Source organism: Pyrococcus sp. ST04 (assembly GCF_000263735.1).
Classification (GTDB): domain Archaea; phylum Methanobacteriota_B; class Thermococci; order Thermococcales; family Thermococcaceae; genus Pyrococcus.
The window spans coordinates 749,457-764,155 of the sequence record NC_017946.1 but is presented as its reverse complement, the minus strand read 5'-3'; the positions used below and the strand labels follow the sequence as shown (position 1 = coordinate 764,155).

General features: G+C 41.4%; 16 protein-coding genes. 8 read left to right on the top strand and 8 right to left on the bottom strand.

What is annotated here, in order from left to right:
* Position 1: 1 nt before the first annotated feature.
* Positions 2–703 (top strand): ABC transporter ATP-binding protein, encoded by a 702-nt coding sequence (locus tag PY04_RS03945; RefSeq protein WP_014733880.1) that lies wholly within the window; start codon positions 2–4, stop codon positions 701–703.
* A gap of 34 nt (positions 704–737) precedes the next feature.
* A complete protein-coding gene (locus PY04_RS03940) occupies positions 738–980 on the top strand; it encodes a hypothetical protein (protein ID WP_014733879.1) in 243 nt (80 codons plus the stop codon).
* A 12-nt stretch (positions 981–992) separates the two neighbouring features.
* Here PY04_RS03940 and arcC read toward each other — a convergent pair whose 3' ends face one another.
* The 3 genes from arcC to trm10 form a co-directional block, all read right to left on the bottom strand.
* The gene (arcC, locus tag PY04_RS03935; protein ID WP_048055968.1) at positions 993–1,940 is read right to left on the bottom strand and encodes a carbamate kinase; all 948 of its coding nucleotides are present in this window, start codon (positions 1,938–1,940) and stop codon (positions 993–995) included.
* 169 nt (positions 1,941–2,109) lie between these two features.
* On the bottom strand, positions 2,110–4,281 hold the full coding sequence (locus tag PY04_RS03930; RefSeq protein WP_014733877.1) for an ATP-dependent DNA helicase: 2,172 nt from the start codon (positions 4,279–4,281) through the stop codon (positions 2,110–2,112).
* A 48-nt stretch (positions 4,282–4,329) separates the two neighbouring features.
* Positions 4,330–5,439: a tRNA (guanine(9)-/adenine(9)-N1)-methyltransferase gene (trm10, locus tag PY04_RS03925; protein ID WP_048055967.1), complete on the bottom strand. Its 1,110-nt coding sequence runs from the start codon at positions 5,437–5,439 to the stop codon at positions 4,330–4,332.
* A gap of 50 nt (positions 5,440–5,489) precedes the next feature.
* Here trm10 and PY04_RS03920 point away from each other — a divergent pair, with 50 nt between their 5' ends.
* Complete coding sequence (locus PY04_RS03920) at positions 5,490–6,110, top strand: M48 family metallopeptidase (RefSeq protein WP_014733875.1); 621 nt, start codon at positions 5,490–5,492, stop codon at positions 6,108–6,110.
* On the opposite strand, the gene PY04_RS03915 is transcribed toward PY04_RS03920, so the two are convergent.
* The 4 genes from PY04_RS03915 to PY04_RS03900 form a co-directional block, all read right to left on the bottom strand.
* Positions 6,097–6,510 carry a secondary thiamine-phosphate synthase enzyme YjbQ gene (locus PY04_RS03915; protein ID WP_014733874.1) on the bottom strand — a complete coding sequence of 138 codons (414 nt, stop codon included), beginning with the start codon at positions 6,508–6,510 and terminating at the stop codon, positions 6,097–6,099. The genes PY04_RS03920 and PY04_RS03915 overlap by 14 nt on opposite strands.
* Before the next feature lie 108 nt (positions 6,511–6,618).
* Positions 6,619–7,062 (bottom strand): flavin reductase family protein, encoded by a 444-nt coding sequence (locus PY04_RS03910; protein WP_014733873.1) that lies wholly within the window; start codon positions 7,060–7,062, stop codon positions 6,619–6,621.
* 108 nt (positions 7,063–7,170) lie between these two features.
* On the bottom strand, positions 7,171–8,064 hold the full coding sequence (locus PY04_RS03905; RefSeq protein ID WP_014733872.1) for a thiamine-phosphate synthase family protein: 894 nt from the start codon (positions 8,062–8,064) through the stop codon (positions 7,171–7,173).
* Entirely contained in the window at positions 8,061–9,221 is a 1,161-nt protein-coding gene (locus PY04_RS03900; RefSeq protein ID WP_014733871.1) for a CGP-CTERM-anchored Cys-rich protein, read from the bottom strand. Before PY04_RS03900 ends, PY04_RS03905 begins: the two co-directional genes overlap by 4 nt.
* A 115-nt stretch (positions 9,222–9,336) precedes the next feature.
* Here PY04_RS03900 and pyrB point away from each other — a divergent pair, with 115 nt between their 5' ends.
* Both pyrB and pyrI read left to right on the top strand, forming a co-directional pair.
* Positions 9,337–10,263 (top strand): aspartate carbamoyltransferase, encoded by a 927-nt coding sequence (pyrB, locus tag PY04_RS03895; RefSeq protein ID WP_014733870.1) that lies wholly within the window; start codon positions 9,337–9,339, stop codon positions 10,261–10,263.
* Entirely contained in the window at positions 10,264–10,722 is a 459-nt protein-coding gene (gene pyrI, locus PY04_RS03890; RefSeq protein ID WP_014733869.1) for an aspartate carbamoyltransferase regulatory subunit, read from the top strand.
* On the opposite strand, the gene PY04_RS03885 is transcribed toward pyrI, so the two are convergent.
* Positions 10,719–11,864, bottom strand: coding sequence for a M20 family metallopeptidase (locus PY04_RS03885; RefSeq protein WP_048055965.1), 1,146 nt, complete (start codon positions 11,862–11,864; stop codon positions 10,719–10,721). The two genes, pyrI and PY04_RS03885, sit on opposite strands and share 4 nt — an antisense overlap.
* Positions 11,865–11,912: 48 nt before the next feature.
* Between PY04_RS03885 and PY04_RS03880 the strand changes: the two genes are divergently transcribed.
* The 3 genes from PY04_RS03880 (at position 11,913) to argF (ending at position 14,647) form a co-directional block, all read left to right on the top strand.
* A complete protein-coding gene (locus PY04_RS03880; RefSeq protein ID WP_014733867.1) occupies positions 11,913–12,752 on the top strand; it encodes an MBL fold metallo-hydrolase in 840 nt (279 codons plus the stop codon).
* Between the two features lie 23 nt (positions 12,753–12,775).
* On the top strand, positions 12,776–13,573 hold the full coding sequence (dph5, locus tag PY04_RS03875; protein ID WP_014733866.1) for a diphthine synthase: 798 nt from the start codon (positions 12,776–12,778) through the stop codon (positions 13,571–13,573).
* A gap of 126 nt (positions 13,574–13,699) precedes the next feature.
* Positions 13,700–14,647, top strand: a complete 948-nt coding sequence (gene argF, locus PY04_RS03870) for an ornithine carbamoyltransferase (protein ID WP_048055964.1) — start codon at positions 13,700–13,702, stop codon at positions 14,645–14,647.
* The last annotated feature ends 52 nt before the right edge of the window (positions 14,648–14,699 follow it).

Sequence of the window (14,699 nt, the reverse complement as noted above, 5' to 3'; positions counted from 1 at the left end):
AATGATAGTGGCAGAAAACTTAACCAAAAGGTTTGGTCCGATTTATGCATTGGAAAATGTTTCAGTTGAAATTCCAGAAGGGATAACTTTAGTTATTGGCCCAAATGGAGGAGGAAAATCAACGTTCTTAAAGCTCATAGCTGGTATATATAGACCAACTTCAGGAAAAATTCGGGTTTTCGGGAAAGACCCATGGTCTAACAAAGAAATAAAGAAGCATATCGGATTTTCCTTCGATCCCCCAGCCTTTCCTAACTTCATCACCGGAAGAGAGTGGTTGCAGATATTTTCATATGAAAAAGGAAATGATGAAAGTCATGTTGAAGAAATTTCAAAAATTTTTGGAATTAACTTCCTGGATATGAGGATTGACAAATATTCTTCAGGAATGAGAAAGTTGCTCAGTATAGCACAGGCATTTATTGGAAATCCAAAACTCATAGTTCTCGATGAGCCCTTTTCGGGGTTAGACTTTAAAAATATTCCAAGGATCACAAGAATCATTAAAGAGTTTAGTGAACTTGGAAGTAACTTCGTAATTGTTAGTCACATATGGGAACCACTATTTCCAATAGCCGATTGGATAGTTATGATAGCTGGGGGCAAAATCACATTATATGGCCCAGCAGAGACAACAATAAACAAGGTAAGAAGAATAGTCATGAGAGCTTTTAGTATTGAGCGAAAAGAATTTAGGCAATAAAATTATTTTACTTAAACTGGGTGAGAGTGAGATTATGGACTTTGATCTATTTATGGAAAGATATGGATATAAACTCTTAGGGGTAATGGTCGCAATTTTGATAATATTGGTTATAGGCTTCCCACTCAGTATTCTGGGAAAATGGTTTTTAGAAAATCCGTATATAGCCCCAATATTCGTAGTTCTCATATTCATACAAGCCTTCTTTAAACGTAAGCAATTAACCGCATATGGGGAAGCAATGTCAAAATATTTTTACTATGATAAGAAAAGATGACACAGAAGGTCATTATCCCTTTACAACGATCGTACCAGTTTTTCCCTCCAACGCCTCAACAGCTTTCTCTAAGTGAGCTATTATAGCCTTCTTTCCACCCCATTTTACAAATCTTATTGCAGCAAGAACTTTTGGTCCCATACTTCCAGCCTTGAAGTGTCCCTCTTGATAGTACTTTTCCATCTCCTCAACCGTTACTTCCCTCAGCCACCTTTCCTTCTCAGTTCCATAGTATATTGCCGCCCCATTCACATCTGTCAGTATCATGAATATGTCAGCGTTAACTTCCTCGGCTAGCTTTTCCCCGGCTAGATCCTTATCTATGACAGCCTCAACGCCCCTTATTTCTTCATCCTCTCGAATTACTGGAACTCCCCCTCCTCCGCTTGCTATCACTATAACACCGCTATCAACAAGCTTTTTTATTACCTCTGCCTCCACGTGACCTTTAGGATCAGGACTTGGAACAACCCTTCTCCAACCCCTTCCTGCGTCTTCTTTAACTACCCATCCCTTCTCCTTTGCGAGTTTTTTGGCAGTTTCTTCATCATAAAAAGGACCCACAGGCTTCGTTGGATTTTCGAATGCTGGATCGTTTTTATCAACTAAGGTTTGGGTTATTATCGTGACCACTTCCTTTTTTATCCCTCTCTTTTCTAGCTCGTTCTTCAACGCCTGCTGTATCATATAACCGATCCATCCTTGTGTCATTGCCCCTGCAACATCCATAGGCTGAGCAGGGATACCATGAACCATTTGCCCCGCATCCATATGAAGAAGTAAGCTTCCAACTTGAGGTCCGTTACCGTGAGTTATGACAACTTCATATCCTTTCTCTATTATCTCAGCGATCTGTTTCGCGGTCTTTTTAACGTTCTCCATCATCTCCTCGTACGTTCCCTTTTGTCCTCTCTGTTGAAGAGCATTACCGCCAAGTGCTATAACAACTCTCTCAGCCACAAAACACCACCAAAATTAGTTGAAAAGCCCTAAATAAAAGCCTTTGTTAGCCCTAAAATATCCATTTTTGAAGATTCTGCAAGATAACGACATTTCAAGTTTCTCTATGTATTAACTTCACTTTGTGTATGTAAAAATTTTCTAAAATGAACTGAGTAGTTCATTTAGGTTACCCTGAAAATCCTCTAAGGAAGTAGTCGAGGGTATTCCTCTTAGGCTTCTCAACTATCCTGACGTCTTTCCCTAGGTATTTGAATATTGCCTCAACGGTTTTCACACCTATACCCTCAATTTTAAGCAGGTCAGCTGGCTTTGCACTTTTTATGTCCTCAACTGTCCTGAAGCCAGCATTAAAGAGTGCTCTAGCCCTCCTTCTACCGACCATTGGAAGCTCCATAAGGGGAAGAAGTTCTTCTCTAATCCCGTACTTCACTCTAACCCTAAGGGTCTCAAGGTATTTCAAAACATGTTCTGGGGCCTTAAGCACCTTAGCTATTTCCTTCAGGGCATATACCAACCATTCAGCAGTTTCGACAAGCCTGTACAGATCACCGGGCTCTACAGAAAATTTTTCAACTATTTCTCCCTCACTAACCTCATTTATCCAGGCATTAAGAGCCAATGCCGTTTTCAGAGCCCTAAAGAACTTCCTCTCATAATAGGGATCGTAGCTTAGATATGGATCATCGGCATAGATGTAGGTTTTCACCTCATAGTACTCGGATTCCAACTTGGACAGCTCCTTTTTTGAATAAGAGAAGGGAGTCAAGTCAGGGGTTAGGGAGATAACGTGGAATATTCCTAGTGGATTGGGATTGCCACTTATATAGGGGAGGAAATCTTTGAATATCTTGGCCGTTAAGGGATCTATGTAAAGTTTAGCCACCCTTGTACCAAGTGGAAGTGGCTTGATTTCATCATCTAGTGTGACCTCAACGAACTCGTTTTCCATCAAAAAGTACAGAATCTCTCTAATTTTCCTCTCTATTGAATACGTGTCTCTCCTTTGATAAGCGTAAAAAGTTTTTTCAATAAATTTCAAAATCTCCGGGAAAGTTTTAACTCCGAAAGTTGCTATTAAAGCCAAAACTTGTCCTCTCAAGTTACTTTCATTTGAAAGCTGAGAGAACAGCTTTTCTGGTTTACCATTTATGTAAAGGTTAATGATATCGCTTGGGTTCTCAGTTGTTGAGATAATAATCGCCTCACCCTTATCATCATACTTCGGCCTCCCAGCCCTACCCATCATCTGCTGCACTTCGAGAACCGGGATGCGTTCCATTCCAAATTCAGAGTACCTCCAGACGTCCCGGATTATAACCCTGAATGCGGGAGTGTTTATCCCCGCAGCGAGCGTTGGCGTTGCAACAACGACTTTAATTAATCCTTTTCTAAAGTTCTCTTCTACGAGAACTCTCTCATCTCTACCAAGCCCAGCATGATGGAAGGCAACACCTCCTAAGAGAGCCTTTGCCAGTTTTTCATTTGTGGGATTTTCCTCAAGGGATTCAGCTAATTCTCTAAGTTTTGTCACTTCTTTCCTGCTTAGAAATCTTTTAACTTCTTTTGAAAGCTCTAGTGCAGTTCTTTCGGCTTTTCGTCTCATATTGACAAATACCAGTGCCCCCTTTCCTTTCCTTACTGCATCATACACAAGATCCTCCCAACTAGGAAATCTGTCTATTTCTCCGTCCTCCCAAAGAACCATCCCTTGGCTAAAAACTCCTCTCCTAAGCTCTACTGGCCTCCACTCATTAACTATAAGCTCAGCATTTAGCCATTTAGCAAGCTCTTCTGGATTTCCAACAGTTGCCGATAGTCCTATTATTTGGGCTCTTCCAAGCATGTGGGTGAGAATTACTTCAAGGGTCGCTCCCCTGTCCCTTGAGCCTATCAAGTGGATTTCATCAGCAACTATTACCTTAACGTCCTCTATCCAGCTTGAACCATGCCTAAGGAGCGAGTCAAACTTTTCAGCAGTTGCTATTATTATGTCATACTTTCCAAGCCACTCGTCACTTGAGTCATAATCTCCAGTAGCTACTGCAACTCTAAGTCCTGCCTTCTCCCAGTCTTTAAATTCTTTGAATTTTTCTTCAGCTAGTGCTTTCAGTGGGACTAAATAAACTGCCTTCCCCCCTTCCGTAAGCACCCTATGAACCATTGCTATCTCGGCTATGAGAGTCTTTCCACTGGCCGTAGGTATTGCTACCAGAAGGTTCTTGCCCTCAAGGACTCCACTCTTAAGGGCCTCCTCTTGTGGAGGATAAAGCTCCCTAATTCCTCTCTCTTTTAAAACCTCCTTGACTTTTGGACTAACTGGAAGGTCGTCGATCTTCATTTTCCTTCAAAAATAGACAGACATAAACCCTCCTTAAAAGTATATGGTTTAGCAATTATAGCAGAGAAGGGCAACTCTTTTAAGCAGAATCACCCTCTTCCCTCCACTTCTGTCAAATCTGTATACCGATATCTTATTTAGGTGGTGAATTCTTTTTCTCTCAAGAGCCACCATGCCAGTTTCTCTGAGAACTTTTACAAAATCCTCCCATCTAATGTTCAGCCACTCCTTAAGTTCGTCATAAAGCTCTTTCTCAACTACTAAGTATAACTTTCCATCTATCAAATATCGGATTTTTCTCTTGGGAATCTCTTTCCTAAGCCTCCATCTCGCATGAGTAGGTGCCTGAACAGCGAGGACTGCTTTTTCCATATCCTCTCCATATAACATCCGTATCAAGATTTCAGCTATGTGATTTATCCTGTCAGGAACTCCAACAACATCTCCCCTTAAGACTATTTTTCTCCTCAAAACCTCAATCCCTTGAGACTCCAAGCTCTCTCCAATTTTTGCTGTGGTTCCCTTTTTGTCTCCCTTCATATCTACTATTCCGCCTATTATGAAGGCTTTCTCCTTTAGATCCTCCTTAGATAGGACTTCTGGGGCATTTGGATCCAGAAGAACAACCCTTTTAATTCCCCTACTCCTGAGGAACTCAGCCGTTGGTACAGGGGATGCCTCAACTTTCTCTAGGGGCAGCTTGGCCATTTTTCTGAACTCCTCATTAACCCACGTTATTGCAACCCTTCTAGGCCAGAACATTCTCCTGGCTACAGCGTAAGTTTCTCTAAGTTGGAGAGACACTTTCCCTTTTTCCTTTGGAATGTGCTTGTGCCAGAACATTAAGTCAATTATTATCCATGGATAGTCAGGAAGCCTTCTCATCAGATCTTCCCGTGAAATCACAACCTCAAACTTCTCAACCATACAAGGTCTAACATATGCATATATTGATGGTCCCCTCTTTTTTCCAGAGAGATCCCAAGATTCAGCCGTAGGTTCTTGGAGCTTAACTATTGCACCATCTCCTTCTAATAGGAGAAGGGCAAGTTCCTGGAATATATCCTCCCCGGAAGGCCATTTCCTTGATAGCGTCCCGACCCTTTCTATTCCTTTTTCTTTTAGTATTTCCCTTAGTATGTCTCCTGGCTTCCTCATCGCTTCCAAGCTGGAGAAGGAGTTTTTAAGATTTTTGAGAAGTTTATAACATGCCAACTATACTTCTTGACGGAAAGCCCGTAAAGTACATAGTTAGAGTGAAACCTGTTAAGTACGTGACAATAAGGATATTGGAAGATGGCTCACTCCTCGTCACTACACCGTGTGAAAGAATTGTTGAAGACATCCTTAGAAAGAAGAAAAAATGGATACTCAGCAAGCTTAAGATAGTTGAAGAAGCTTTTAACCTCAATAAGTCAGGATTCCCTCTTTTTGGAGAGTTTATTGAAGTCAACAAAGACCCAGAAGTCCTAAGGGAGGAAGTCAGGGAGTCATTAAGAGAGTACATCAAAAGCGTTGTAGAAGAAGTTGGAGGTATTATTGGAGTATTCCCAAACAGAATATACATAAGACCTCTGAAAGCAAAGTGGGGAACAGCGACGTGGAAAAGATCTATAACTATCAATTTGGCGGCTGCCGCCCTTCCCCCAAGACTGGTTCATTATTTAGTAACGCACGAGCTTGCCCATCTCATAGAGATGAGGCATAATAAAAAATTCTGGAGTATAGTTGCTAGATTCCATCCAGATTATAAGGAGATAAGGAGGGAACTGAAGAAGTGGTGGTTTATAGTCCATTCTAATGAGCTTTGGAGGGCTATTCTCCAATAGCCTGGAGAATGACTCTCCTCCTTCTTGGCCTTGTATCAAGTTCAACAAAGAATATTTGCTGCCATGTTCCCCTCATTAATTCTCCATCCACTATTGGGAACACCAGACTCGGTCCAAGAAGTGTCGCCCTAAGATGAGAGTGTGCGTTGTCGTCAAACCTGTTGTGGAGATAGTGCCTATCTTTGGGTATCACTTCTCTTAGCCAACTCTTAAAGTCTTCAAGCAGACCTTCCTCATGTTCGATGGCTATTATTGCCCCAGTAGCCCCAGGGACGAATATTAGAACTTGGCCATTCGTTATTTCACTTTCTGCAACAAATTTCTCCACTTCATGAGTTATGTCCACTAGGTCTATTTCCCCTTTTGTTGAGAAGTGTAGCTCCTTCCTAACGACCCTCATAGAGTTCACCCAAGCAGAAATTCATGACGATTTAGCTTAAATAGTTGACTTCTCTTTTGAGCTCGTTTTCTAAGGAGAAGAGGTAAGAAGAAAAAAGCTAAAAAGTTATCACTCGGCCCTATAGATTTCTTCAGAGAACGTCACAAACTCTACCCAGGATAGGTGGGCCAAGAATTTTGCCTTTAAATTTGGTTTTCCATTTTTAAAAGCCTCTTCTTTATAGGTGAAGTCAACTACCTTTCCAACGAACCATGTGTGATCACCATAGTCTCTGGCATCTACGACTTCACACTCTATGTTGGCCAGAGCTTCCTTTATGCTTGGGACTTTTACCTTCTTTGAAGGAATCAAGGTTATGGACATTTCTTTAAGCTTTGAGGGACCTTTCTTTGTTCCAGCTATCCACACGTCTTTCAGCATCTCAAGACTTGGAACACTGACCACGAATTCCCCATACTTCTTTATCATACCATGAGTCGTCCTTTTTGGAGCAATTGCCACTCCTATCATGAATGGATCGTAGGACACCACCGTTACCCAGTCTGCGGCCATTACATTGGCCTCTTTCCCTTGACCAGAAACAATTAGGTAAGTCCTTAATGGGTAAAGAAGTCTATATCCCTCAACCACTTCTACCACTAAAAAATTATGAAGAAAAATTCATAAATTTTGCTCAATTATTTTCAGCTTACCTACTACTTCTAGCGGGTCTCTACCAAAGATATACACACAAGGTTCTAACCCATAGCCTCCAGGATCAACAACAACATCACAGACATCTTTTTCAAAGAGTTTTGCTATGTCGTTTTCAGTTTCTTCAATTGTTCTATCCTTTTTCTCAAGGTAACAAACCCTCAGCCCAGATTTCTCTAATGCCCTCAGGATGTCCTCTCCAAGCCTAATATTCAGCACTGACCTTATTGAGGGGTTATATTTGGAAACCTTTACAAGTAATCTAGCAGTGTGCCTGCTAACGCCAAAGTCCGGAGGCATGGCGAAAGGTTTCCCTTTTACAACTGTTATCCTACCAGGAATTGCGGCTACATCTTCTTCATTCTTGGGATTTTTGAGAGAGTATGCAAAGTTGCTCCTTATTTCTGGGATTAGATTAGGGAACGTGTCATCTTTTAGCAATATATCCAATGCCTTTGAAAGCTGTTCAAGAACTTCTCTTTTTTCATGTTCTTCAGGAAATACCTCCTTACATACACTTTCGGGCATCTTTGAGTACTTTGAATATAGCCTACAGAATTTTTCATCTTGCAAAAACTCAAAGAACTTTCTTTCCAGAATCTTTACTATTTCTTCTTTCTTCTGGCCTTGCATTATCATTTCAGATATCGTTATTGCCAAGATTTCAAGGTCGTCTATTATCGGCCCAAGTAACTCAGGAGGCGAATATTTTGATAGATATTTACTAACCATTGCTTGTGTTACCCCCAGCTCTTCAGCTATTTTTATTTGAGAGTAACCCTGAGAATACAAAGTCTTAGCTATCAAAGCTCTTATTGCTGGTAAAATCACCTCTGCCCAAAATGATGTTGGTGTTCTCATTTTCTCCTCACTCCCCCTAACATTATTAAGAGCAGGATAACCCCTGGACCACAAACTTCACGAGTAGGAGTTTCTTCAGTTCTCGTCGAGTTGACTATTGGGGTTGAGGGCGGAAGGTTATACTCCTCGTAAGCTAAGCCTCCACATCTAATCAAGACTGCATTCGAGGCATTGGAGTATGGGATCCACTTGTCATCATAAAAGCCAATTCTAGAGTTATATCCCGCATACCCCCACTTAGCAACCTTTACTATTTTTTCAATGTCACTATCGTTTATCTTGATTACCCCAATACTTCTTAGCCACTTAAGTTCTTTCTCAATAGCTTTTCCCGCGTTTAGAGTATCAGGATTTATTTTTGGAATAACCTTAATATCTATAACTGTTCTCGTAAAGTTCCTTGGCACGTTGCATCCTAAAACTCTCTTCAACTCTTCTATTTCCCCATAACCAAGTTCTTCACCTCTTATCGAAATCTTAACTCTTGTTCTTGCCTGAATTATTTCTTCTAGAGATACGTTGTAGCTTTTTAGACAAGAAAGGAATTCTTTATTTGGTTTCCAAGTACAGAATCCATTGTAGCATCCACAGCTTGTTAAGTTAAGACACTTATACCACTCCCGGTAAATGCAGATCGAATATATGGTCTTATTCCTTGGAGCACACACTTCTCCTGAGCAACCACTAACTTTACAGTCAAGATCTGAGTTACACTCTTTTCCTTTAAGTGGAGTAAAGATAATGGTCAAGTTTTCTTTCTCCACTCTATTACCTTCAACGTACCATCCAAATCTCTTCGCTCTCTCCTTAACATCTTCCAATGGGATAACAGCCGTAAAAATTTCTTCATATTCGTAGATTATTTTTCTCTCCGTTGGTATTTGGACTCTCACATGAAGTTTACCTTCTTTATCTTTCCAGACTATCACAGCCAATCTTTCGTCGTAGTGTGACCTATATACAATTTTTCCGTCTTCCTCAATAAGTACATTCTTTGCGCTAAGGAGAGGAGCAAGATTGTAGTCCTTGATTTTGGTAAGCTCAACTTCTACAGCGTAGAGGTCTTGAGGAAAGAAACAGGCCTCACTTAGCGGTGCCATGAGAGTTAGTATTAATATTATGGAGAGTGCGGTTGGTATCAATGAACGCTTTATCATACTTTCTCACCTGGCTATTTTTACCATCTCGGATAATATATGTCTTTTCATGGTGACATATTTTTGTCAAAGCAAACCTTATATAACCGTGAACTTTCACTGAGGAAGGGCTTTGATGGACTGGACAGGTAGAGATGTCATAAGTATTAGAGACTTTTCTAAAGAAGATATAGAGTTCGTCCTTGCAACTGCCGAAAGGCTTGAAAAGGAACTTAAAGAGAAGGGGCAGCTGGAGTATGCGAGAGGAAAAATCCTCGCAACACTATTTTTTGAGCCCTCAACTAGAACAAGGCTAAGCTTTGAATCCGCCATGCACAGGCTGGGAGGTAGTGTTATAGGGTTTGCGGAAGCATCAACTAGTAGCGTTAAGAAGGGTGAGAGCCTTAGAGATACAATAAAAACAGTCGAACAGTATAGTGACGTCATAGTGATTAGACATCCAAAAGAAGGGGCTGCAAGGCTTGCCGCTGAAGTTGCAGACATTCCGGTCATAAATGCGGGGGATGGAAGTAATCAACATCCAACACAAACTCTCCTCGACCTATATACAATAAAGAAAGAGTTTGGAAAAATTGATGGCCTGAAAATTGGACTCCTTGGTGACTTAAAGTATGGAAGAACAGTTCATAGCTTAGCTGAAGCACTTGCATTCTATGAGGTAGAGCTTTATCTTATCTCTCCAGAGATGCTAAGGATGCCAAGACATATAGTTGAAGAGCTAAAGGAGAAAGGAGTTAAAGTCTATGAAACATCAGACCTAGAATCTGTAATAAAAGAGCTCGACGTCTTGTACGTCACTAGAATTCAAAAAGAAAGGTTTCCTGATGAGCAAGAGTATCTCAAGGTGAAGGGCAGCTATCAAGTGAACTGTAAAATTTTGGAGGGTGTCAAAGACAACCTAAGGATAATGCATCCACTCCCTAGGGTCGATGAAATACATCCCGAGGTAGACAAGACGAAACATGCTATATATTTCAAACAGGTTTTTAATGGTGTTCCAATTAGAATGGCTCTCCTTGGCCTTGTTCTGGGGGTGTTGTGAATGCCCGAGCTTAAGGTTTCTGCAATTAAGGAGGGAACCGTTATAGATCATATACCTGCCGGAAAAGGCCTAAAGGTTATAGAGATACTCAAGCTCGGTAGATTAGCAAATGGTGGAGCAGTTTTGCTGGCAATGAATGTCCCAAGCAAAAAACTTGGTAGGAAGGATATCGTTAAGGTAGAGGGGAAGTTCCTCAGCGAAGAAGAAGTAAACAAAATTGCACTCGTTGCACCTTCTGCAACGGTAAATATAATAAGAGACTACAAGGTCGTGGAGAAGTTTAAGGTTGAGATACCTGACGTCATTGAAGGGATACTTAAGTGTGGAAATCCAAACTGCATAACTAACTATGAATACGTAACTACAAAGTTTTACGTCATCAGCAAGGAGCCTTTAAAGGTTAGGTGTCATTACTGTGAAAGAACGATGGAAGAAGAAGAAATACTCGCAAATCTCTAGAACCTGAAAGCTAATGCAACCTCAAGTGCTGTTCCAAGAGGCAAAACATCTTCATCAACATCAAATCTTGGATGGTGATGGGGATATATGATTCCCTTTTTCTCATTTCTTATTCCTAGTGCTATGAATGCCCCTGGTACTTTTTGAAGATAAAAGGCAAAGTCTTCTCCACCAAGTGTTTTTCTGACTTCCCCAACTTTAAGGCCAATCTCCTCTGCAACCTCTCTAACGAAGTCTACCATTTCCCTATTATTTATAGTTGGTGGGCCAAGAATCTCGGTTTTTATTTCAGCTTTACATCTGTGGGCCCTCGCTGTATTTTCAATTATTTCCTCAATTCTACTCTTGATGAAATCACCAAGTTCATTGCTGAAGAATCTAAACGTACCCTCGATCTCAACGCTCTCAGGAATAACGTTGAAAGCTGAACCTCCTTGAATTCTACCAACTGTCACGACGGCACTCTCTAAAGGATCAATTTCCCTAGCAACTATTCTTTGGAGGCCTAAAACAGCATCAGCTGCAGCTGGAATTGGATCGATTGCATACTGAGGAGCCGCACCGTGACCTCCTTTTCCAATTATCTTAGCTAAGAACCTGCCAACTCCAGCCAGGAATGGACCGTCTCTAACTCCAACAATACCAGATTCAAGCTCAGCCCATACATGAATTCCAAATATTGCAGCAACTCCCTCTAATGCTCCACCTTCTATCATCTTAAGAGCACCATTTCCTATTTCCTCAGCTGGTTGGAATATCAGCCTCACTTTGTTATTCAGCTCTTCGGAGTGCTCAGATATTATCTTCGCAGCCCCTAGAAGCATTGCCGTGTGAGCATCGTGACCACATGCGTGCATTTTCCCTGGGACTTGAGACTTGTAGGGAACATCGTTCTCTTCTTGAATGGGTAGGGCATCCATATCCGCCCTTAGGGCTATTATTTTGTCTCCTTCACCAATGTCGGCTATTATTCCTGTTCCTACCCTCTTGATCTTATAACCCCAATCCCTAAGATGTTCCTCCACTATCTTTGAGGTTCTTTCCTCCTCGAATGCAAGCTCTGGATGCATGTGGAAGTCTCTTCTCCATGCAATTATTTCTTCTTTAATTTTCAATGCTTCTTTTAGTGGGTCGAACTTCATCGAAACCACCGAATGATATATTACCCATAAAAAATATCAGCCTTTCGTATGCTCATCGGTTCAATAGCCCTAGATTGGAAGGGAAATGTTGCATTCCAAAGCCATGCTCATACAGATCACTTCGCTTCAGCTAAAATAATATTTTCCACAAAAGAAACTGCATATTTCAGCCATTTGAGAAATTCAAAGTTCTATAAAATTGTTAAGTTGGGAAAAAGATTTTATATTGGGGATTACAAGGCAAAACTCTATCCGTCTGGCCATATTTTGGGCGCGAGTGGAATAAAGATTTGGCTTGACGAAGGAACCCTCTATTATACTGGCGACATTAAATTAGAAAAATTAAGAACGGCTAAAAAAGCTAAAGTCCCTCGAGCCGATTTTCTGATCATAGAGGCAACTTTCGGAGTTCCAATGTACTCCTTTCCAAGTCCTAAACATGTTGAGAAGATTATAATAGGAGAGGTTGAAAAATCATTAGACAGAGGAGAAACTCCAGTATTCATGGCCAATCCTTATGGAAAAGCTCAAGAGGTAATATCAATTCTAAATGCTCATGGATACGCTCCAAAAGTTGATAATGCTATTAAGAAGGTTTCAAGGATCTACTCAAAGTTTGGAGTTAAGTTGAAAATAGATGAGGAGAGCAATGTGATCGTTTCATCAAGTAGAGGGATTAAAGTTTCAGGATTTGGGAGCATAAAACTCAGTAACCATGCAGATTTTTGGGAGTTAGTTGAAATCGTTGAAAGAGTTAATCCAGAAACTGTTTTTACTATATTTGGCTACTCTAGGGCATTTGCAAAACTATTAAGGGGACTTGGTTATGAAGCATTCCCGATTAAAAAAGGGGAGGATCTTAGAAAATCTGGGCTACTTTCAATTTAAAAGGCAGAGAAGGAGGTGAGATAATGGTCCTATACTTTATTGGTCTTGGATTATATGATGAAAAGGACATAACCCTTAAGGGGTTGGAAATAGCAAGGAGATGTGAGAAAGTTTACGCTGAATTTTATACTTCCCTATTGGCCGGAACTACACTAAAAAAGATAGAGGAACTCATTAAAAAGGAGATAACCGTTCTAAGCAGAGAAGATGTTGAATTAAACTTTGAAAGGATTGTTCTCCCGGAGGCCAAAGAAAAGGATGTTGCGTTTTTAACGGCTGGAGATCCCATGGTTGCAACAACGCATGCAGAACTGAGGATTAGGGCCAAGAAAATGGGAGTTAAGAGTTATGTAATTCATGCTCCCAGCATATATTCTGCAATCGCGATAACTGGTCTTCATATATATAAGTTCGGAAAAAGCGCTACCGTGGCTTATCCCGAGGGTAACTGGTTTCCAACGAGCTACTATGACGTTATAAAGGAAAATAAAGAAAGAGGCCTTCACACCTTACTGTTCCTAGATATAAAAGCTGAAAAGGGAAAATACATGACGGCCAATGAAGCTATGGAGCTCCTACTTAAAGTTGAAGAAATGAAGGGTGAGGGTGTTTTCACCCCGAACACATTGGTCGTTGTCTTGGCAAGGGCCGGCTCTTTAGAACCAACGATAAGGGCCGGGTACGTTAGGGATTTAATAGAGGAGGACTTCGGAAGGCAACCTCACGTTCTCGTAGTTCCAGGAAGGCTTCATATAGTTGAGGCAGAGTACCTCGTAGAGATTGCCGGTGCTCCACAGGAGATACTGAAATTAGCAAGATAAGATAGGTATCCCCATTACATTTGGAAACCAATATCTCCCGTTATTCCTAAACATATTCGGTTTATGAACAGGTTTTTTGACGAAAGAGTTATTAAAATGCCTGAAAACATTTTAGCGGTGATGAACATGGTGGTTAGCCTGGCCGGAAGAGACCTTCTATGTTTACAGGACTACACTCCGGAAGAGATATGGACAATACTCGAGACCGCAAAGATGCTCAAGATTTGGCAGAAGATAGGAAAGCCTCACAGACTTCTTGAGGGCAAAACACTCGCAATGATCTTCCAGAAGCCCTCCACAAGAACTAGAGTGAGCTTTGAAGTTGCAATGGCTCACCTTGGCGGGCATGCCCTCTATCTGAACGCTCAAGACCTACAGCTTAGGAGGGGAGAGACTATAGCTGATACGGCAAGGGTTCTCAGCAGGTATGTAGATGCTATAATGGCAAGGGTTTATGATCATAAGGACGTCGAAGATCTCGCTAAGTATGCATCAGTTCCGGTAATAAACGGACTCAGCGACTTCTCACATCCATGCCAAGCCTTGGCAGACTATATGACGATTTGGGAGAAGAAGGGCAGGATTCAAGGCGTGAAAGTTGCATATGTTGGAGACGGCAATAACGTCGCACACTCTCTCATGATAGCGGGAACAAAGCTCGGTGCTGACGTTGTTGTTGCTACTCCCGAGGGATATGAGCCCGATGAGAAGGTAATTAAGTGGGCCGAAAAGAATGCCGCAGAGAGTGGGGGAAGCTTCGAGTTACTCCACGATCCTGTTAAAGCGGTTAAGGATGCCGATGTTGTCTATACTGACGTGTGGGCTTCAATGGGCCAAGAAGCCGAGGCTGAGGAGAGAAGAAAGATATTCAAGCCGTTCCAAGTGAACAAGGACCTAGTCAAGCATGCAAAGCCGGACTATATGTTCATGCACTGCCTACCAGCCCACAGGGGAGAGGAAGTTACTGATGATGTTATTGATTCACCAAACAGTGTTGTCTGGGATCAGGCCGAGAACAGGCTCCATGCCCAAAAGGCCGTTCTTGCATTATTGATTGGCGGGATAAAGTTCTAAATTAGTTTTAAAGTTTCATTTTCTCCCTCCGTTTTTTCTTAAATGTAGATGC